Here is a 17,357-nt window from a genome sequence, read left to right as displayed (position 1 = left end):
CCGGTCTCTCACACTAAGGCGTTACGTTTTGCCATATCGATGAGTTCAACCAGTGATTTGGCTTTGAGTTTTTGCATCAGGCGCTTTTTATAGGTGCTGACCGTCTTGTTGCTCAGGAACATGCCCTTGGCAATTTCCTTATTGGTGCGACCTTGTGCAAACAGTTGCAATACCATCAACTCCCGGTCGTTGACCGACTTGAAGAGTTCCAGATCGGCGTATCGCGAGTCATCGCTACGGACAGGGTTCAATGCCTGGCTGGGAAAGTAGTTGTAGCCCGAGAGCACCGCTTTGATTGCACTCACCAGTTCACTGAGGTCTTCCTGTTTGCATACATACCCCGAGGCACCGGATTGCATGCAGCGAATACCGAACAGTGTCGGGCACTGAGCGGTTAACACCAGCGTTTTTAACGGGGTGCACATGGCGTTGAAACGCGAGAGGACTTCCAGTCCATCCAGTTTGGGAATGCTGATGTCGAGAATCACCAGGTCCGGCATGCATTCGCGAACCATCTGCATGGCGTCGACCCCATTATCAGTTTCGCCGACGACTTTATACCCCTCATGTTCGAGCAACATTCGGACGGCAAGACGGATAACGGGGTGATCGTCGACAATAAATACGGAGTTCATAATCAGATCCCATGCGAGCTCAAATAAAGCGCGCACCTTAGCTCAGATAGTTGAGGGGGCGCATGAACTGACAAGCCGATAGCAGTGATATAGGACAAATCCTACAATCAAAGAGGATATGGACTACACCTCAACTAGGTTTTTAATGAGGATCAATGGATATGTTATATGTGTGAGCCGGACTCTAAATCTATAGTTAGTGTATTAAGTGTGTTGGATTAAAGGACTTATAGTGAGGCCAGGGTCAACAGATTTCTAAAATCTGATTGTTGCAATGGTTTTATCAAGTAACCCAGTAAGGGGAGATCATGTTCGTCGGCTGTTTTTTTGAGCTCGTCCAGTTCTCGGGGTGTCAGACTGCTTAGAAGTATCGCTTGCTTGATCATTCCCTGGTGGCTGGCGAACTCGATCAAATCAAGGCCCGGGAGATCCGGCAGGCATTGATCACACAGAAGAATGTCGAAGGGCTGTGAAGACTCGAGCATCCGGCGTAAAGCGCTCGCGGCACTGTCCGAGGCGGTGAGTTGGGTGAAGCCATAACTCTCTAGCAGGCATTGGGTCGCTTTGAGCTGAAAGGGATGATCTTCCACCAGCAAGATGCGCCAATCGTGTTTGAACCTGACATTTTTCATGCTTCATGTGTCGAGCAGAGTGGACGGTGATTATTGCGCCAGCAGGGCAGGCAGTCGATCAGCCAGCGCTGCGCACGATGTAGGGCGATTCTGTTTGCGAGTGAACATCAACCAGCTCTTCAGGCAATCTGAACAGCTGGTCGAGGGGGATTCACCCGCGGCTTGAACGACCGGTCATTTCCAGGGCCATTTCACTGGCGTAGCTGTCGGTCATACCGGCGATGAAGTCGATCATGCGCAAGAAAGACGTATGCAAAGGCCCGCGAGGATCGGGTGCATTGTTCCCCAATAGATCAAGGATGCGACGACTTTTGAACGAGGGCGTTCGACCGTTGTGTTGTTCCAGCGCCGCTCCGCAAAACGCGTTCAGAAGAATTTCCAGCGTGGTGTAGGCGCCGATTTCATGCAGCGTCTTGCGTTTGTCCTGGAAAATCTTTTTTCTGGCCATGTCTTTGGCATTCAAGACGCAACGCTTGGCCGGGCCATGCATGTGCTCCACCAGATCACCGGGCAGTGTGCCGGCCAACAGGGCGTCCTGTTGTTCGACGAAGGCGCGCGCCGCAGCATTGGTCAAGTGTTCGATGGCTTTGCCCCGCAGGATGGCCAGTTTGCGACGCCGCGAATCCAGTGGACCGAGTTGGCGATAGGTTTCCGGAAGGTCGTCGCCCACAAGGTTGAGTAGCAAAGACTCGACTTCGGCGTATTCCAGCAACTCCATTTCCAGACCGTCTTCCAGGTCGATCAGCGCGTAGCAGATGTCATCGGCGGCTTCCATCAGGTACACCAATGGATGGCGCGCCCAGCGCTGCTCTTCCAGTTGTGGCAGGCCGAGTTTGTGAGCGATCTGCTCCAGCAACGGCAGTTCGCTCTGATAACAGCCGAACTTGTGCTTTTTGTAACCCAGTGAGTCCGCGTGCTTCGCCGTCCAGGGATACTTCAGGTACGTACCCAGCGTGGCATACGTCAGCCGCGTGCCACCGTCGAACTGATGGTACTCAAGCTGAGTGAGCACCCGGAAGCCTTGGGCGTTGCCTTCGAAATTGAGGAAATCGTTGCGTTCGACTTCGCTCATGGCATCCAGCCAACCACGGCCTGCGGCCTGCTGGAACCAGTGTCGGATGGCGTCTTCGCCGGAGTGGCCGAAGGGTGGGTTGCCAATGTCATGGGCCAGGCAGGCCGATTGCACCACCATTCCCAGATCGCTCGGGTCGCACCAGTCGGGCAGGGCGTCGCGAATGGTTTCGCCCACACGCATGCCCAGTGAGCGGCCGACGCAGCTGACTTCCAGTGAGTGGGTCAGGCGCGTATGGATATGATCGTTGCTGGTGACCGGATGGACTTGGGTCTTGCGTCCAAGCCTGCGAAAAGCGCCTGAGAAAATAATGCGGTCATGGTCTTTATGGAAAGGGCTGCGGCCGAGTTCTTCCGGGCTGTGCAGAGGTTTTCCGAGGCGTTCGCGGGTAAGCAGGGTTTGCCAATCCAAGGCGGGTCTCTCCGTCAGGTGACTGAGCCCTTAGCTTCCGGGTTCGCGCCGGTGCCTGCAAGTGGAACTGGCGCCCGGCGGCGTCGATGTCGATGGACACGCAGGATCGAACCTCTCGATAAAGAGGTTCGTCCCGCGGGTGTTGCAAGCATGCCATTCAGTCTTTACGTGAATTGCTTTGCAGGACCAGTTTGATCAAGGGCGCCAGGCTGGTGCCCAGCCGTACCAGGCGAGTCAGGCTGCTGACGCCACCGCGTCTGGCGCCTTTGCCGGTCAGGAAGCCCAGCAAAGTGACAGCCGCCACGCCCCAGAGCGGAGCATGCTTGATGCCAAAATTCTCCTGCAGGTTTTGCGTCATACCGCGCATCCGCTGCAAGGGCAGCAGCAGTTCCCTGGATTCATGGCGAATTTCCTGACGGTGCATTTCCATGCGCAGGCGAATCAACGCCTTGCGCATTTCCGCGCGCGAGCTGTTATGAGGCAGTTCAGGCAGGCTCATGGCAGCAGACGCTCCCGATCGTTGGCCAATTCTTGCAGGGTGCCATGGAAAGGCGAGGACTCATCGAAGACCGCTGCTTTCAAACGCAGCCCGCAGAATATGGCGGCCAAGGTATAGAACACGCAGAGCCCGATGATGGCGGCCAGGCGATAAGTGTCCCAGAACACGATCAACACCAGTGTCGACAACCCCACCAGCAGCAGTAATGCAAAGACCAGCGCCAGGCCCGCAAACAGCAGCAGGCTTACGGTGCGCGCTTTTTGTTCCTGCAACTCGATGCCGAACAGTTCGACATGGCTGTGCAACAGTCCAAGAAAAGCGGCGCCCAGGCGTCGCGATGTAGCGCTTGTGCCCGTCGCAGACGAGCTGGATTCGCCGATAGACATATCAGCGCCGAGAAGCCAGCAGGCCAATCAGGAAGCCCACCCCGGCGGCGATCCCGACCGATTGCCATGGGTTGGCCTGAACATAATCCTCGGTCGCGGTGACCGCTGCCTGGCCGCGCTCTTTCAATGAATCTTCGGTCAACTTCAAGGTTTCCCGGGCACGCAACAGGCTGTCGTGGATCTGGTTACGCAGCTCATCAGCCTGATCACCGGCCAGGGTGGCGGTGTGTTCCAGCAACCGTTCGGTGTCGCTGACCAGAGTCTGAAAATCGTTCATCAGGATTTCTTGAGCAGTCTTTGCCTTGATGCTGGCCATGGGTGGATCTCCGTCTGTGGCTTCTGATGGGTTCGAGTATGAGCCTTGCGCGAAGGTTCATTACAAATGACTGGTACAACTTTTGCTGTGTCGTGGTGCGTTTGCCGGTGCTGATGCGCCGTTGCCGGGCATGATTTCAGTAAAGCCCTGACGCAAACAATCAAAACTCGCGCGAGGGTGACGCTTCTATGCGCCAAAACGGTTCGCAGGGATCAGTGATTCGATCCAGGCGAGCCGCAAACTGGTGCATCGTTTGCCTGCGCGAACTGCTTTGGTGCTTTTTTCAGCCTTAAGGTCTGCCAAACTCCATGGAAAATCTGCAAAGCGCGGTGGACAGTCTGGTCCACAGCTCCAATACATTGTTCATCCTTATCGGCGCAGTCATGGTGTTGGCCATGCACGCCGGTTTCGCCTTTCTTGAGGTTGGCACGGTTCGGCAAAAGAACCAGGTCAACGCCTTGTCGAAGATTCTCAGCGACTTCGCCATTTCGACCCTGGCCTACTTCTTTATAGGCTATTGGATTTCCTATGGCGTTACCTTCCTGCAACCGGCAGCGGTGATCAACGCCGACCATGGTTACGCACTGGTGAAATTCTTCTTTTTGCTGACCTTCGCCGCGGCCATTCCGGCGATCATTTCCGGTGGCATTGCCGAGCGCGCCAGGTTTGTCCCGCAGTTGTGTGCGACAGCGCTGATCGTGGCGTTCATCTACCCCTTCTTTGAAGGCATGATCTGGAATGGCAATTTTGGTTTGCAAGCCTGGTTGCTGGTCCATGTGGGGGCCAGCTTCCATGATTTTGCAGGTTCGGTAGTGGTTCACGCCATGGGCGGCTGGCTGGCGCTCGCGGCGGTGTTGTTGCTCGGGCCAAGACAGGGGCGCTATCGCGACGGTCGTCTGGTGGCGTTTGCGCCGTCGAGCATTCCATTTCTTGCGTTGGGTTCGTGGATCCTGATTGTCGGCTGGTTTGGCTTCAACGTCATGAGCGCTCAGACGCTGCAAGGCGTGAGCGGACTGGTGGCGGTGAATTCGTTGATGGCCATGGTCGGCGGAACCATGGCGGCGCTGATTGTCGGACGCAATGACCCTGGCTTCCTGCATAACGGCCCATTGGCCGGTCTGGTGGCCATTTGCGCTGGCTCCGACCTGATGCACCCGGTGGGTGCGCTGGTGACGGGGGGCATCGCTGGCGCGCTGTTTGTCTGGTGTTTTACCGCGGCGCAGGGCAAATGGCACATCGACGATGTGCTGGGTGTGTGGCCGTTGCACGGTCTGTGTGGTGCGTGGGGTGGCATCGCGTGCGGCATTTTTGGTCAGACCGCGCTGGGCGGTTTGGGTGGGGTGAGCCTGATCAGCCAGTTGATCGGAACCTCTTTGGGTGTGGTCGTGGCGCTGGCCGGTGGCTTTTCCGTGTATGGGACGATCAAGGCGTTTCACGGGCTGCGCTTGAGCCAGGAAGAAGAGTATTACGGCGCGGATTTGTCGGTGCACAAGATTGGCGCCGTCAGTCAGGACTGAATCAGTTCTCTTCATCTACAGCCCCGGGATAGAAACCGTGGAGCATCCGGTAGCGATCGTGCCGTATCTGATCGACTCGTTCCTGTACCTGATGGGCAGGTAGTCCCAGCATGATCAGCGCATGGGAGGCGAGCATCAGGCTGGACTCCAGCAATTCGGGCACGACTTCGTTGGCGCCGGCCTCTTTCAATTCGGCCAGCTGACTGTCGTCCCGGGTGCGGACCAGAATCGGCACACTTGAATTGAGCCGGCGTGCCTCCTTGAGGATCTCCAGCGCGATTTCAGCCTGGTCCACGGCGATCACCAGCAGTTTGGCGCGCGCCAACCCGACGGCCTCCAGCAGTTCGCCGCGTCGGGAGTCTCCGTAATGTACGCAGCTTTCACTGACGGCCGCTTCTTCGATCCGTACCGAATCGTGGTCCAGCGCAATGTAAGGTTGTTGCTGTTGGCGCAGGCAGCGACCGATGGACTGACCAACGCGACCGTAACCACAAATGACGACATGCTTGTCCAGCTCTGCGTTCAAGGCGCTGATTTCTTCAAGTTTTGCTTCCCTGTTGGACTTGCGGTGCAGGCGCTTGGCAATAGTCGGGGCCGCACGTAGCATCAATGGCGTGACCAGCATCGAACAGAAGGTGGCGGCCAGCAGCAGGCCGCTAAGTTGTGCGGGAATCAGATCGTTTTGTTGCATTTGCGCCATCAGTGCAAAGCAGAACTCCCCCCCCTGGGCCAGCGCCATGCCGCTGCGCCAGGCGGTTTCGCCATCGCTGCCACGCCATTTGACCAACAGCGCCATCACGATGCCCTTGATCAGCAGTAACCCCAGTGTCATAGCGAGGATCAGCGGGGCGTGACTGGCAAACAAATTCAAGTCGATGAGCATGCCAATGCTGACGAAGAACACCCCGAGCAGAATGTCGCGAAACGGACGGATATCCGCCTCGACCTGGTGTCGGTAATGACTTTCACCTAACAGCATGCCAGCGAGAAACGCGCCCAAGGCCGGGGAAAGGCCCAGCAAGTGAGTCAGCCAGGCGGTCAGCAGAACAATGACCAGCGCCAGCAGTACGAACAGTTCGGGAGAACGGGCAGCAGCGACTTCGTGGAACAACCGTGGCAGCAGCCAGCGACTGACCAGCATCAGACCACCAAACAACACCACGGTTTTTACCAGTGTCAGGGGCAGCGCCCAGTACCAGGCTTGATCGCTGCTGCCGGCGAACACGGGCACCAGGGTCAGCAGCAAGACGGCCACAACGTCCTGGAACAGCAGTACCGCGATGGCATTCTGGCCATGACTGCTGAAAATTTCGCCGAGGCTGCTCAACTCCTTGCTGACAATGGCGGTGGACGACAGCGACAGTCCCGCGCCCAGTAATAAAGCAGGTGTGGTCGGCATCCCGAACATTATCAACAAAACACCCAGCAAGAGTCCGCTGACCAGCACTTGCAAACTGCCAAGACCAAACACCACACGGCGTAATGCGATCATTTTCGTCAAGGAAAACTCGAGACCGAGCGAGAACAGCAGGAACACCACACCGAGCTCGGCAAGGTATGGCAGCCCTTCGCTTTCATTCACCCAGTCGAAGGCGGTCGGACCAATCATCAACCCAACGCACAGATAGCCCAGAACCGGTGGCAATCGCAGGCGCTGGAACAGCGCGATGACCACCAGAGAGGAAACGAGGATTATCAAGAGATTGGCAAACACGAATAACTCCGCTGATAGACGCTGGCTACTCAAGCGTAGAAGCAAAAAAAACCAGCATCGCTTAAATGGCACCGATCACGAGTGATATGCGTCAAACCGTCGTCATTACGGTTCATGTTCCAGAGCAGAGGAATCAACGGCTCGACGGTTTTTCAGGGCAGGCCTAGAATAGACACTTAATTTTTTCGGTTGAGCGCTCATGCTTCCTGAATGTCAGCTGTTCGGCACTCTTGGGTGCCACCTCTGTGAAGTCGCCGAAGCCATGCTGATGGAGTTTGTCGAACGTGGCCTGTTGGTCGAGCTGGTCGATATTGCAGACGACGAAACCTGGTTCGCCGCCTACAGCCTGCGCATTCCGGTGTTGCGACGAGTCGATACCGGCGCTGAATTGGGGTGGCCATTCAGTGCCGATGAGGTAGTGGCGTTCTTGCGTTAAGCGTTTTTTGTGTGGTCGGCGGTCCCGCCCGTCGAACTTTGCGATTGATCCCCTTGGCTTAATCGATACTCTTCGGATACTGTATGCGCATACAGCTATTCGTAATGCTGCCATTCCGTCCCGGGTTTTCGGGGATGGGCAGGTGGTTCGGGGTATGAGAGGGATAAATCGTGGTCAATGTCGAACAACTGAAAAACAGCGTGAACCGGATGTCGGTCGATGTTGTGCGCGAGGCCGTCCTCGAATTGCGTCTGGACGGTCTGGTGACGGAAGGCAAAACGCCCTTCAATAAAGTGCATTTCAATACCTGTTTTGCCGAAATCGAGGCGTTGTTCCAGCGTGCGGGTTACCACCGGCAGCTGGATGTCGTGGGCTATCAGGGGTTGTTGTATGCGCTTTACGATCCTGCTCGCTGGGAAGCCGTCGATGTATTGCGCTGGCTCAAGGAGTTCACCGACGCGGCGGCGCGCGCACAAATTCCGGCATGAGGATTCTCTGCTAGGTTCGACTCGGCCGCTGTTGGATAATGCCGGCCTGTATCGAGGGTCAGAACGTTCGTATGTCCACTTCAACTTTTTCTGCGGCACACAACCAGGCCAGCACACTCTATCTGCCGCCTGGTTCGTGGCAGACCGTCATCGATTGCCTGTGCGAACACTTCAGCGCTATCGGCCGTGACCAATGGCTGGACAGAGTGGCGCGTGGTCGGGTGCTGGACGGGCACGGAATGCCGATCACGCTTGATCTACCCTACAAGGAAGGCCTGCGGATTCATTATTTTCGTGAGGTGCCGGACGAGAAGCCGATCCCGGTAGTCGAGACGATTCTCTATGCCGACGAGCACTTGGTCGTCGCAGACAAGCCGCACTTTCTGCCAGTGACGCCGGCTGGCGAATACGTGGAGCAGACGCTGCTGCGCAGGCTGATTCGTCGACTGGATAACCCTCATCTGGTGCCGTTGCATCGCATTGACCGGCATACGGCGGGGCTGGTGCTGTTTTCGGCCAACCCTCAGAGCCGTTCAGCGTATCAGTCGTTATTTCCGACACGACAAATCGAGAAACGCTACGAAGCAATCGCCCGTGCCTTGCCTGAGCTGTCTTTCCCATTGGTTCATAAAAGTCGTCTCATCGATGGCGAACCGTTTTTTCGCATGCAGGAAGGTCCAGGCATCTGCAACACCGAGACAGCAGTCGAGGTTCGGGAAAAGAACGGAGACCTGTGGCGATATGCGCTTTACCCGGTGACGGGCAAGAAACATCAATTGCGGGTACACATGACTGCGCTGGGTGCGAGTATCTGCAACGACCCGTTTTATCCGCAGGTGCTCAAGGACATTGAAGATGACTATGCCAATCCGCTGAAATTGCTCGCGCAGGGCTTGCGGTTTCTGGACCCGGTCACCGGCCAGGAAAGAGTCTTTGAAAGCACTATCACGTTGCAGTGGTGAAAAATATCGCCCACGAAAAAGCCCGCATTAAGCGGGCTTTTTGTATCCGGTCGGAGCGGCAAAGATTACAACTCTTTAACGGTGCGAACCTGATCCTTGTTGATGCGGGTTTGCTTGCCGTCCAGCTGTTCGAATTCGTAGAAGCCTGATTCTTCATCGTACCGTGGCGAGTCGACGGCCTGGATTTCGCGACCGTCATTCAGGGTAATCACTGATGGCGATGCGCAGCCGGCGAGGGTCGCGATGCCCGCGGCGAGCATGAAAGTGGCGAGGATCCGTTGAGTCATGAGAGTGTCTCCAAATATGAATTCTTTTGATTACTGAGCTTGAGACGTATACAGCGCACGCAAGTTCCTTGGCTAGAGTCGTTCTGACTCGGGGCTATGCGCGCTTAACAGTTCCGGGGTATTCAGGTTGGCCAGGCGAGGGTCGTTTTCGGCGCATTGCAGAGCGCTGGCCCCCAGCTTGCGCATAATGCGCCCCGGACTGCGTTCACCGTCATTCCATGCGGAGTCGAACGCCGCGCAAAGCGCGACCGGGATGATACACAGCAGCGGCTCCCAGTGTTCGCCCTGGCGCAGCATCAGCGGTTTGTCCGGATGCTGGTTGGCAGTTTCGCGCATGCTCTGGAGCAGGGCGGCGCTAATGCGAGGTACGTCGCACGGCAACACCAGCAGATGAGCGTGGCGCGCAGCTTTGAGACCCGCGCGAATCCCGGCCAACGGTCCAGGGAAATCACCTTCGTCGTCATGGACCAACTGATCGGCATACGGCGCGTACATGTCCAGGTTCCTGTTGCACGAGATGATCAAGTCATCGCTCAGGCCACGGGTTTTTCGATGCAGGTGCGCAATCAGCGGCTCGCCATGCCATTTCAGCAAACCTTTGTCCTGACCGCCCATGCGTTGGCCGCGACCACCTGCCAGGAGCAGAATGGAGCAGGGTGGCAATGGTGAATTCGAGGTCATGGCAGGTCTCCATGGGACGCTGAAAAATTGAAGCGCTGTGATATAACACCGAGCTGTTTTTCCTACAACTGGACGAGCCTATGAAAGCCAAGGCTGATGTACCGTTCGCACCGCTTAACATCGCGGTGCTGACGGTCAGCGATACTCGAACTCTGGAAACCGATACATCAGGCCAGGTATTTGTCGACCGCTTGAGCGCAGCCGGTCACAACCTGGCCGCTCGAGTGTTGCTTAAAGATGATCTCTACAAAATTCGCGCGCAAGTCGCCAATTGGATTGCCGATGAAGTGGTTCAGGTGGTGCTGATCACTGGCGGTACCGGGTTTACGGGGCGCGACAGCACGCCAGAGGCGGTGAGTTGCCTGTTGGATAAGCAAGTGGATGGTTTTGGTGAACTGTTCCGGCAGATTTCCGTTGCCGATATCGGCACCTCGACCGTGCAGTCACGGGCTCTGGCCGGTTTGGCCAACGGGACGCTGGTCTGCTGCTTGCCAGGTTCTACCAATGCCGTTCGCACCGGCTGGGATGGCATTCTCGCCGAACAGCTGGATTCTCGTCATCGTCCCTGCAATTTCGTGGCCCACTTGAAGCAGGCGGCACCCTGTGAATCCCGCGGGTAAGCCAGGTAAAAGCGGTAGCCTGATGCCTGTCGAGGTGGCGCTGGCGCGTCTGCTGGAAATGGCGGACGCCTCGCCCATCCACGACCGTGAACGTTTGCCGCTGGCACAGGTTCAGGGGCGTGTGCTCGCCGATGACCTGGTCTCGACGCTCGATCTGCCGCCTTGGCCGAACAGTGCCATGGACGGTTACGCCTTGCGAGTTGCTGACTGGACGGGAGAACCGTTGGTGGTCAGCCAGAAGGTATATGCCGGTCAGGCGCCTGAACCGTTGAAGCCGGGTACTTGTGCCCGAATCTTCACCGGTGCGCCCGTGCCAGCAGGCGCCGACTGTGTCGAAATGCAGGAAAATGCCGAGGTTCTGGAAAATGAACGGATCCGTTTCATCGAACCGATGAGCCCCGGTCAAAACATCCGGCCACAAGGTCAGGAAACGACGGTCGGCGAACTGATTTTGCCGGCCGGCACGCGACTTGGGGCTATCGAACAGGGGCTGGCGGCATCGCTGGGTTGTGCTGAACTGGACGTGGTTCGCAAGGTTCGTGTTGCGGTTCTCTCCACCGGAGATGAATTGGTTGAACCGGGTCAGGTCCTGGGCCCGGGACAGATCTACAACAGCAATCGGGTGTTGCTGTGCAGTTGGTTGCAGCGGCTGGGCTGTGAAGTCATCGATGCCGGCATTCTTCCTGATGATCTGGCGATCACCCGTGCCCGTTTGGGCGAGTTGAACGATGTCGATTTGATCCTCTCTACGGGAGGGGTGTCTGTAGGTGAAGCGGATTTCCTGGGCATGGCGCTGCGCGAAGCGGGCGAACTGTCGCTTTGGAAACTCGCCATCAAACCTGGCAAGCCGCTGACATTCGGGCATTTCCGGGGTGTACCTGTGATCGGGTTGCCCGGCAATCCGGCGTCGACACTGGTCACTTTTGCTTTGTTGGCAAAACCCTATCTGATGCGCCGCCAAGGTGTAAAAGAGGTCGAGCCATTGAAGTTTCAGGTGCCCGCAGGGTTCGACTGGCCTAAAGCTGGCAATCGCCGAGAATACTTGCGTGGGCGCCTGGAGAACGGCCGGGCAATCATTTACAAGAATCAGAGCTCTGGCGTACTTCGTAGTGCTGCCTGGGCCGATGGTTTGGTTGAGGTGTTGGAAGGGCGGACGTTGATCTCGGGTGAATATGTCGTGTTCATTCCGCTGAGCGAAATCCTGAACTGACCTCAAAGCACGCTCTTGCCGCAAGCCCGGTGAAACGGCCGGGACTTGCGTGCATGTCCAACGCTTAACGGACCAGAAGTGTCACGACCTGGTCAAAGCGGCTATTGGCGACCCAACCCAACAACCCGAGAACTACTGCTGCGCCGCCAGCCGAGTAGGCAAGCCTGTGCTTGATGGATTTGACGTCACTGCGCACTTCATCCATGTCTCTTCGGATGTATTTCAGATGGGTCTCCAGCTCAATGACGCGAGGTTCCATATCAACTGCTCCAGCGGGTTTTGCGTTTTTGTTGAGTTCAGTCTGATGATTGGCGCGGCTTTCCGAGAACGGCATCACCGGGCTCATCGGTAACGTGATGTCATGAGCTTGCATGGAGAAAAACGCTCCTTGCATCAATGCCCTTCGGGTCGCCGAAACTCGAATTGATTGTGTTTTTTAAGGCCCTTGAAGGGTGTCTACTCATTGCTTGCACATCCCTGTGTGATTGCTGTTGATGGCTGATATTCGCCGACACCAAAGTGTACCAATCGTCCAGGTTGGTCAATTGAGCCGATTCCTCACATGTCGTAAGAAAATATCCCGCCCTGTAGGAACACAAACCTGTGCGCGTCGAAAAAACTCAATACGTTGCGACCTTTCCAGGGCTCTGTGAGGTCAACATCTCCAGAATGAATCCCAATCAGGAGCGACAACAATGGGTGAGCGCAAGGCGCTGTTGATTCTGCATGGCAAGCAGGCACTCAATGAGGCAGTTCGTGCGGCCGTCGAAGGCAAGCGCGAGCAGGGTTGGGATCTGGCCGTCCGATTGACCTGGGAGGCGGGTGACGCACAGCGGTTGGTGGAAGAGGCGCTGAGCGCAGGCTATAAGCAACTGATTGCCGGTGGCGGCGATGGCACTTTGCGCGATATCGCCGAGGCCATGTCGATGCACCCGAATCAGGCCAGTCTGGTCTTGATGCCGTTGGGCACCGCCAACGATTTTGCTTGCGCCGCCGGTGTGCCGCTTGTGCCAGCACTGGCACTGGAACTTCTGGATGTTGCGCCGCACGCTATCGATTTGGGGGAGGTGGGGGGGGCAAATCTTTCTGAACATGGCCACCGGCGGTTTCGGCAGTCAGGTCACGGCCAATACATCGGAAGAGTTGAAAAAAGTTCTCGGCGGCGCAGCCTACCTGTTTACCGGTCTCTCACGCTTCAGTGAGTTGCATGCCGCTTATGGCGATTTGCAGGGGCCAGGTTTTCATTGGAGCGGCGAACTGTTGGCACTCGGCATCGGCAATGGTCGGCAAGCGGGGGGTGGGCATGTGCTATGCCCGGAAGCGCTGGCGGACGATGGTTTGCTGGATATCAGCATTTTGCCAGCGCCACAGGAAGTGATCGGGACCTTGAAAAACCTGCTGGCCGATGGTTTTGGCATCGACAACATGTTTGTGCGCGCTCGATTGCCCTGGGTTGAGATCAAGGTTTCGGAAGGACTGCACATCAACCTTGATGGCGAGCCTCTGGAAGGCGACAGCTTGCGTTTTTCTGCGCGTCCAGCGGCATTGCGCGTGCATTTGCCGGAGAATTCACCGCTATTGCGAGCATCGCGGTAGCTAATCGTCCAGGCTGATGATTTGCTCGCGTACCGCGAACAGGACCAGGCCAGCCACGTCGTAGATCTGCAGGCGTTTCATGATCTGCGAGCGGTGGGTTTCAACGGTCTTGATACTAAGGCCCAAGCCGTTGGCGATTTCCCGGGTGGATTTTCCGCGAACAATCAGTCGCAGGATTTCCAGTTGCCGTGCCGTCAGGTTGTGTGAGTCGGGTACTTCCGGTTGCTGCTTCTGGTTGCGGATCAGCGCCTGGTTGATAACGGTGTGGGCGATGGCAGGGCTCAGGTAGCGTTCGTTGTTGCGCAAGGCATCCAGGGCGTGTTCCAGCTCGGTGGCCGTCGTGTCTTTGAGCAAATAGCCATGAGCGCCGGACTCCAGGGCTTGCATGATCAGTGCAGGATCAGTGTGCWTCGACAGAATCAGTACTTTGCTTTGAGGGCGCACTTGTTTGAGTCGCTGCAAGGCTTCAAGGCCGCTGGTCTCCTTCATGGAAATATCCAGCAGAACAATGTCAGGGGACAGTTTCTCGACCATTTCGAGCAACTGTGCGCCGTCGTTGGCCTCGCCAATAACTGCATAGCCGGGAATATCCAGCACCAGAGCGCGCACGCCTGCCCTGATAAGCGAGTGGTCATCCACCAGAAGTAAGTTACAAGTCAATGCATAACCTTATTCGTACTGGCCCGTTCGAGCGCGCGGGGCGCCCAGGGGAAGAGTGCTTCGATTTGAGTACCTTTACCCGGCTCGCTGGTCACGGCCAACGTTCCGCCCAACTGATCGATCCGCTCCCGCATCCCGGCCATCCCACGCTGGCCCTCTCGACCAGGATCCGCCGCCGGTGCGAAACCCTGGCCGTCGTCGCTGATCAATAATGACAGGCCTTGGGGCATACGTTGCAGGCGAACCAGCAGATTTTTTGCTTCAGCGTGACGCTGGATATTGGTCACTGCTTCCTGGGTAATTCGAAACGCTGCCACCGCCATTTCCTCTGGTATGCCGGTCAAGCGTTGATGGCATTCCAGGCTCCAGTGCATTGATGTATTGGCCAGGGTCTTGAGCAGGTGCGCACGAAGGCTGGCTTCCAGCCCGAGACTCGTCAACTGCCTGGGATTGAGAATGGCCGAGACGTCACGAACCTTGGTCAGGGTTTCTTCCAGTGTGTCGCAAAGCACTGAACACTGGCCCTGCATGTCTTCTGGCATCCGGCGCTTGAGCCATTCACTTTGAAGTTTTGCAGCGGTCAGCAATTGGCCAATATCGTCGTGCAATTCTCTGCTCAGCCGATGGCGTTCGTTTTCCTGTACTTCCAACAGGCGGTCCGCCAGCTCTTGCGGCTGAAATTTTATTGATGTGCTCGAGAGGCGATGCTGCACCCAGACGCTGGTCAATGCCGCGATATTGAGCAGCAGCAAGCTCAATGGAAGGGGGGCGGACAAACCGAAGACCAGCAGGGTGCCAAGGGTCGAGCAAACGCACAGCAACAGCGTGAACCGTCGCGCGTTATTTTGGGAAGGTGGCCATTGGGTGAGTGACTTGAGGCTGGCGTACATAGCGGATGGAGCCAATGAATGTTCGCTGCGGGCAGACCGGCCATAGTGGCTGACGGGTCTCTGTCTGAAAAACTGTAGTGGTCGTCTTGAACAGGGCGCGGTCCAGTGGTGGAACTTCAACCTTTATCGGCCTGCTCTCATCTGGCGTCACTTTGCCATTAATTGGCGTCAACTAATGGTCGGCATAATACCACCTAAGATACCGTTGGTCGCGTTTGGTATATATGTCCACAGAGTCAGGAAACAAGAAGGCTGGACGATAGTTCCACAATAGAAAAAGTTTTACGGAGGGGGGCGATTAATGACTGTCGTTTGCAGGTACGAAGTATTCAATTGCGACATGAGCGCTCATATAGGGAGCTGCATCAGGGCAATAAGAATGCGCACTGCAAAGTTGTCTGACTAATTTAAGCCTGTCGTTCCGAATAGGTAACGAGCGTAAAGGGTTTGGAATTAACCGGTAACTGAAAATGACTTTGTCCGATCTGGACCGCAAAGGCTTCGATCAGGGACGTCTGTTCACTGTCATCAAGGCTGAGTTGGCCGGTGGTCTGGTCGATGAGTTCGAGCTGCCAGGCCATCAGCGTGAAGCAGTCCTTCAGTGCACCCAGTGCCTGCTCGTGCAGGTCAATATGGTTGTGACCCAGGTTGAGCAAACCGTGGATATGCAGGGAAAACTCCGACACGGCTTGCAGTGCGAGGGCGTCGGCCCGGCTCGCCAGTTTGAGCAGGCTGCTGAGCATGCAATCGATTGCGTCCTGGTCATTACTGATCAGTTGCAAGTGGTTCAGGCACTCCTCCGATTTGGCCAGGAGGGTTTCCGCCTCAACAAGAAACTCGGGTAGACGCTGAGCCCACTGCTTCGATTTGTTCGGCATGCTTATCTCCACAACGTCATGTCAAATGAGGGGATGTCGCGTATGTCGACGAGGACGTCTTGCGTCCCGGCGCTGCCATGCCGGCATGAGATCGCGCTCCGGCAGGCCTGGGCTAAGGCTGGGGAACTCGAGCGGGTGGGTGGCCACTTACCTGCGATCGCACACAAAAGCCTGACTCCGTTCATGCAATGAGAATGGCGTCACATTAATGGCTATTGGATATTGCGAATATCAGGTTGGGCCTGATTGTTACTAGGGGAATCCCTTACGTGAGGGAACCTAACGTGCAAACCGTGGTCGCGCCGCAGGGAGTAAAGCTGATTGAGTGCGGATGCAGTAAAGCATGATGTTAATGTGACATCAATGCTCGATCGTGGCATTTTGTCTCAAGGTCAAGATCTGGCAATAACAGCCGATAAACCCTTTTAGTGAATTAATCAGAACAAGCCCAGGAGTCATTAATGGCCGGCATTCTCGACACGGTAGACCAACGCACGCAACTGGTGGGTGAGAATCGCCTGGAAATTCTCATGTTTCGCCTGGCCGGCCGGCAATTATTTGCGATCAACGTCTTTAAAGTGCAGGAAGTGCTGCAACTGCCGAAACTGACCCTGATGCCGCAACGCCATCCTTTTGTTTGTGGCGTGGTCAACCTGCGTGGCCAGACTTTGCCGGTGATTGATCTGTCCCAGGCCATCGGCATGCGTCCGCTGGTGCCGAGCCCGACCAGCACGATCATCGTCACTGAATACAACCGGTCGGTGCAGGCGTTTCTGGTCGGGGGCGTGGACCGCATCGTCAACATGAACTGGGAAGCCATCCTGCCGCCGCCGACCAGTGCCGGTCGCCAGCATTATTTGACGGCGATCAGCAAGGTTGACGACCAGTTGGTCGAAATCATCGACGTCGAAAAAGTCCTGGCCGAAATCGTGCCGTACAACGCCAAAGTCTCTCGCGAAAAACTCGAAGACCCGGTGCTGGAGCGCGCCCGTGGCAGGGAAGTGCTGCTGGTCGATGACTCCAACGTCGCCCTGTCGCAATTGCGCGACACCCTGGGTCAGTTGGGCGTGAAGATGCACATTGCCAGCGACGGTCTGAAAGCACTGAATATGCTCAAGGCCTGGGCTGATACGGGCGTATCGATGACCGACAAATTGCTGATGGTGTTCACCGACGCAGAGATGCCGGAAATGGACGGCTATCGCCTGACCACAGAAATTCGCAATGATCCACGTCTACGCGGCCTTTATGTCGTCCTGCACACCTCGCTGTCGGRCAGCTTCAACGACTCGATGGTCAAGAAAGTCGGCTGTGACAACTTCCTCTCCAAATTTCAGCCGGACAAACTCGTCGACGTGGTGCGCCAGCGCCTGATGCTCGACGAAGTGCCGGCCTGATTTCGGTGCGACAGGCTGGCGGTTACGTCAGCCTTTGATTCGGCGATCAAGCTCGTATAGGGTGGGTTTT

At 56.4% G+C, this 17,357-nt stretch carries 20 protein-coding genes and 1 pseudogene; 8 read left to right on the top strand and 13 right to left on the bottom strand.

The genetic code is table 11. The features are described 5' to 3' along the window. Positions 1–8: 8 nt before the first annotated feature. From AC1D2P_RS06915 to AC1D2P_RS06890, 6 genes are all read right to left on the bottom strand, one after another. Positions 9–635 (bottom strand): response regulator transcription factor, encoded by a 627-nt coding sequence (locus AC1D2P_RS06915; protein ID WP_046032396.1) that lies wholly within the window; start codon positions 633–635, stop codon positions 9–11. 227 nt (positions 636–862) lie between these two features. Continuing rightward, positions 863–1,267: a response regulator gene (locus tag AC1D2P_RS06910; protein WP_109787118.1), complete on the bottom strand. Its 405-nt coding sequence runs from the start codon at positions 1,265–1,267 to the stop codon at positions 863–865. Between the two features lie 151 nt (positions 1,268–1,418). After that, on the bottom strand, positions 1,419–2,750 hold the full coding sequence (locus AC1D2P_RS06905; protein ID WP_046032394.1) for a deoxyguanosinetriphosphate triphosphohydrolase: 1,332 nt from the start codon (positions 2,748–2,750) through the stop codon (positions 1,419–1,421). Positions 2,751–2,907: 157 nt separating this feature from the next. Next, positions 2,908–3,249 carry a hypothetical protein gene (locus AC1D2P_RS06900; RefSeq protein ID WP_046032393.1) on the bottom strand — a complete coding sequence of 114 codons (342 nt, stop codon included), beginning with the start codon at positions 3,247–3,249 and terminating at the stop codon, positions 2,908–2,910. Continuing rightward, on the bottom strand, positions 3,246–3,635 hold the full coding sequence (locus AC1D2P_RS06895) for a phage holin family protein (protein ID WP_046032392.1): 390 nt from the start codon (positions 3,633–3,635) through the stop codon (positions 3,246–3,248). Before AC1D2P_RS06895 ends, AC1D2P_RS06900 begins: the two co-directional genes overlap by 4 nt. Before the next feature lies 1 nt (position 3,636). Continuing rightward, complete coding sequence (locus AC1D2P_RS06890) at positions 3,637–3,951, bottom strand: ElaB/YgaM/YqjD family protein (protein ID WP_077431665.1); 315 nt, start codon at positions 3,949–3,951, stop codon at positions 3,637–3,639. Positions 3,952–4,259: 308 nt separating this feature from the next. Here AC1D2P_RS06890 and AC1D2P_RS06885 point away from each other — a divergent pair, with 308 nt between their 5' ends. Then, positions 4,260–5,468, top strand: coding sequence for an ammonium transporter (locus AC1D2P_RS06885; protein ID WP_477758434.1), 1,209 nt, complete (start codon positions 4,260–4,262; stop codon positions 5,466–5,468). Position 5,469: 1 nt separating this feature from the next. Here the strand turns inward: AC1D2P_RS06885 and AC1D2P_RS06880 are convergent, their stop codons facing one another. Then, positions 5,470–7,182 carry a cation:proton antiporter gene (locus tag AC1D2P_RS06880; protein WP_109787115.1) on the bottom strand — a complete coding sequence of 571 codons (1,713 nt, stop codon included), beginning with the start codon at positions 7,180–7,182 and terminating at the stop codon, positions 5,470–5,472. Between the two features lie 199 nt (positions 7,183–7,381). Here AC1D2P_RS06880 and AC1D2P_RS06875 point away from each other — a divergent pair, with 199 nt between their 5' ends. The 3 genes from AC1D2P_RS06875 (at position 7,382) to AC1D2P_RS06865 (ending at position 9,068) form a co-directional block, all read left to right on the top strand. Next, entirely contained in the window at positions 7,382–7,618 is a 237-nt protein-coding gene (locus tag AC1D2P_RS06875; protein ID WP_007973483.1) for a glutaredoxin family protein, read from the top strand. A 170-nt stretch (positions 7,619–7,788) separates the two neighbouring features. Continuing rightward, positions 7,789–8,106 carry a transcriptional regulator gene (locus tag AC1D2P_RS06870; RefSeq protein WP_223522785.1) on the top strand — a complete coding sequence of 106 codons (318 nt, stop codon included), beginning with the start codon at positions 7,789–7,791 and terminating at the stop codon, positions 8,104–8,106. Between the two features lie 71 nt (positions 8,107–8,177). Further along, positions 8,178–9,068 (top strand): pseudouridine synthase, encoded by an 891-nt coding sequence (locus AC1D2P_RS06865; RefSeq protein ID WP_477758433.1) that lies wholly within the window; start codon positions 8,178–8,180, stop codon positions 9,066–9,068. 65 nt (positions 9,069–9,133) lie between these two features. On the opposite strand, the gene AC1D2P_RS06860 is transcribed toward AC1D2P_RS06865, so the two are convergent. Then, a complete protein-coding gene (locus tag AC1D2P_RS06860; protein WP_046032385.1) occupies positions 9,134–9,355 on the bottom strand; it encodes a YgdI/YgdR family lipoprotein in 222 nt (73 codons plus the stop codon). Between the two features lie 72 nt (positions 9,356–9,427). Further along, positions 9,428–10,036 carry a molybdenum cofactor guanylyltransferase MobA gene (gene mobA, locus AC1D2P_RS06855; RefSeq protein WP_077431666.1) on the bottom strand — a complete coding sequence of 203 codons (609 nt, stop codon included), beginning with the start codon at positions 10,034–10,036 and terminating at the stop codon, positions 9,428–9,430. Positions 10,037–10,116: 80 nt separating this feature from the next. Between mobA and moaB the strand changes: the two genes are divergently transcribed. Together moaB and AC1D2P_RS06845 are read left to right on the top strand one after the other, a co-directional pair. Beyond that, a complete protein-coding gene (gene moaB, locus AC1D2P_RS06850; protein ID WP_007895059.1) occupies positions 10,117–10,656 on the top strand; it encodes a molybdenum cofactor biosynthesis protein B in 540 nt (179 codons plus the stop codon). After that, positions 10,640–11,866: a molybdopterin molybdotransferase MoeA gene (locus AC1D2P_RS06845; RefSeq protein ID WP_477758432.1), complete on the top strand. Its 1,227-nt coding sequence runs from the start codon at positions 10,640–10,642 to the stop codon at positions 11,864–11,866. Before moaB ends, AC1D2P_RS06845 begins: the two co-directional genes overlap by 17 nt. Before the next feature lie 64 nt (positions 11,867–11,930). On the opposite strand, the gene AC1D2P_RS06840 is transcribed toward AC1D2P_RS06845, so the two are convergent. Then, the gene (locus AC1D2P_RS06840; protein WP_223522791.1) at positions 11,931–12,239 is read right to left on the bottom strand and encodes a hypothetical protein; all 309 of its coding nucleotides are present in this window, start codon (positions 12,237–12,239) and stop codon (positions 11,931–11,933) included. A 322-nt stretch (positions 12,240–12,561) separates the two neighbouring features. Here AC1D2P_RS06840 and yegS point away from each other — a divergent pair. Then, positions 12,562–13,479, top strand: a pseudogene (gene yegS / locus AC1D2P_RS06835) (lipid kinase YegS). On the opposite strand, the gene AC1D2P_RS06830 reads toward yegS, so the two are convergent. The 3 genes from AC1D2P_RS06830 to AC1D2P_RS06820 all read right to left on the bottom strand — a co-directional run bounded on the left by AC1D2P_RS06830 (position 13,463) and on the right by AC1D2P_RS06820 (position 15,890). Continuing rightward, on the bottom strand, positions 13,463–14,122 hold the full coding sequence (locus tag AC1D2P_RS06830; protein WP_477811357.1) for a response regulator transcription factor: 660 nt from the start codon (positions 14,120–14,122) through the stop codon (positions 13,463–13,465). The pseudogene yegS and the gene AC1D2P_RS06830 overlap by 17 nt on opposite strands. Continuing rightward, positions 14,119–15,012, bottom strand: a complete 894-nt coding sequence (locus tag AC1D2P_RS06825) for a sensor histidine kinase (protein ID WP_077431670.1) — start codon at positions 15,010–15,012, stop codon at positions 14,119–14,121. The genes AC1D2P_RS06830 and AC1D2P_RS06825 overlap by 4 nt, the downstream gene beginning before the upstream one ends. Positions 15,013–15,419: 407 nt before the next feature. Further along, positions 15,420–15,890 (bottom strand): hypothetical protein, encoded by a 471-nt coding sequence (locus tag AC1D2P_RS06820; RefSeq protein ID WP_109787110.1) that lies wholly within the window; start codon positions 15,888–15,890, stop codon positions 15,420–15,422. A gap of 461 nt (positions 15,891–16,351) precedes the next feature. On the opposite strand from AC1D2P_RS06820, the gene AC1D2P_RS06815 reads away from it, so the two are divergent. Then, the gene (locus AC1D2P_RS06815; RefSeq protein WP_477811356.1) at positions 16,352–17,287 is read left to right on the top strand and encodes a chemotaxis protein CheV; all 936 of its coding nucleotides are present in this window, start codon (positions 16,352–16,354) and stop codon (positions 17,285–17,287) included. Positions 17,288–17,357: the final 70 nt, after the last annotated feature.

It is taken from the genome of Pseudomonas sp. P1_F1_2 (assembly GCF_056405815.1).
Note: the sequence above shows the minus strand (reverse complement) of the source record. Positions and strands in the feature narration are given on the sequence as shown.

Excerpts from the sequence above, each read along its gene's own strand:
- AC1D2P_RS06915 (WP_046032396.1), bottom strand. The coding sequence starts at position 635 with ATGAACTCCGTATTTATTGTCGACGATCACCCCGTTATCCGTCTTGCC.
- AC1D2P_RS06910 (WP_109787118.1), bottom strand. The coding sequence starts at position 1,267 with ATGAAAAATGTCAGGTTCAAACACGATTGGCGCATCTTGCTGGTGGAA.
- AC1D2P_RS06900 (WP_046032393.1), bottom strand. The coding sequence starts at position 3,249 with ATGAGCCTGCCTGAACTGCCTCATAACAGCTCGCGCGCGGAAATGCGC.
- AC1D2P_RS06895 (WP_046032392.1), bottom strand. The coding sequence starts at position 3,635 with ATGTCTATCGGCGAATCCAGCTCGTCTGCGACGGGCACAAGCGCTACA.
- AC1D2P_RS06890 (WP_077431665.1), bottom strand. The coding sequence starts at position 3,951 with ATGGCCAGCATCAAGGCAAAGACTGCTCAAGAAATCCTGATGAACGAT.
- AC1D2P_RS06885 (WP_477758434.1), top strand. The coding sequence starts at position 4,260 with ATGGAAAATCTGCAAAGCGCGGTGGACAGTCTGGTCCACAGCTCCAAT.
- AC1D2P_RS06875 (WP_007973483.1), top strand. The coding sequence starts at position 7,382 with ATGCTTCCTGAATGTCAGCTGTTCGGCACTCTTGGGTGCCACCTCTGT.
- AC1D2P_RS06865 (WP_477758433.1), top strand. The coding sequence starts at position 8,178 with ATGTCCACTTCAACTTTTTCTGCGGCACACAACCAGGCCAGCACACTC.
- AC1D2P_RS06860 (WP_046032385.1), bottom strand. The coding sequence starts at position 9,355 with ATGACTCAACGGATCCTCGCCACTTTCATGCTCGCCGCGGGCATCGCG.
- mobA (WP_077431666.1), bottom strand. The coding sequence starts at position 10,036 with ATGACCTCGAATTCACCATTGCCACCCTGCTCCATTCTGCTCCTGGCA.
- moaB (WP_007895059.1), top strand. The coding sequence starts at position 10,117 with ATGAAAGCCAAGGCTGATGTACCGTTCGCACCGCTTAACATCGCGGTG.
- AC1D2P_RS06840 (WP_223522791.1), bottom strand. The coding sequence starts at position 12,239 with ATGCAAGCTCATGACATCACGTTACCGATGAGCCCGGTGATGCCGTTC.
- AC1D2P_RS06825 (WP_077431670.1), bottom strand. The coding sequence starts at position 15,012 with ATGTACGCCAGCCTCAAGTCACTCACCCAATGGCCACCTTCCCAAAAT.
- AC1D2P_RS06820 (WP_109787110.1), bottom strand. The coding sequence starts at position 15,890 with ATGCCGAACAAATCGAAGCAGTGGGCTCAGCGTCTACCCGAGTTTCTT.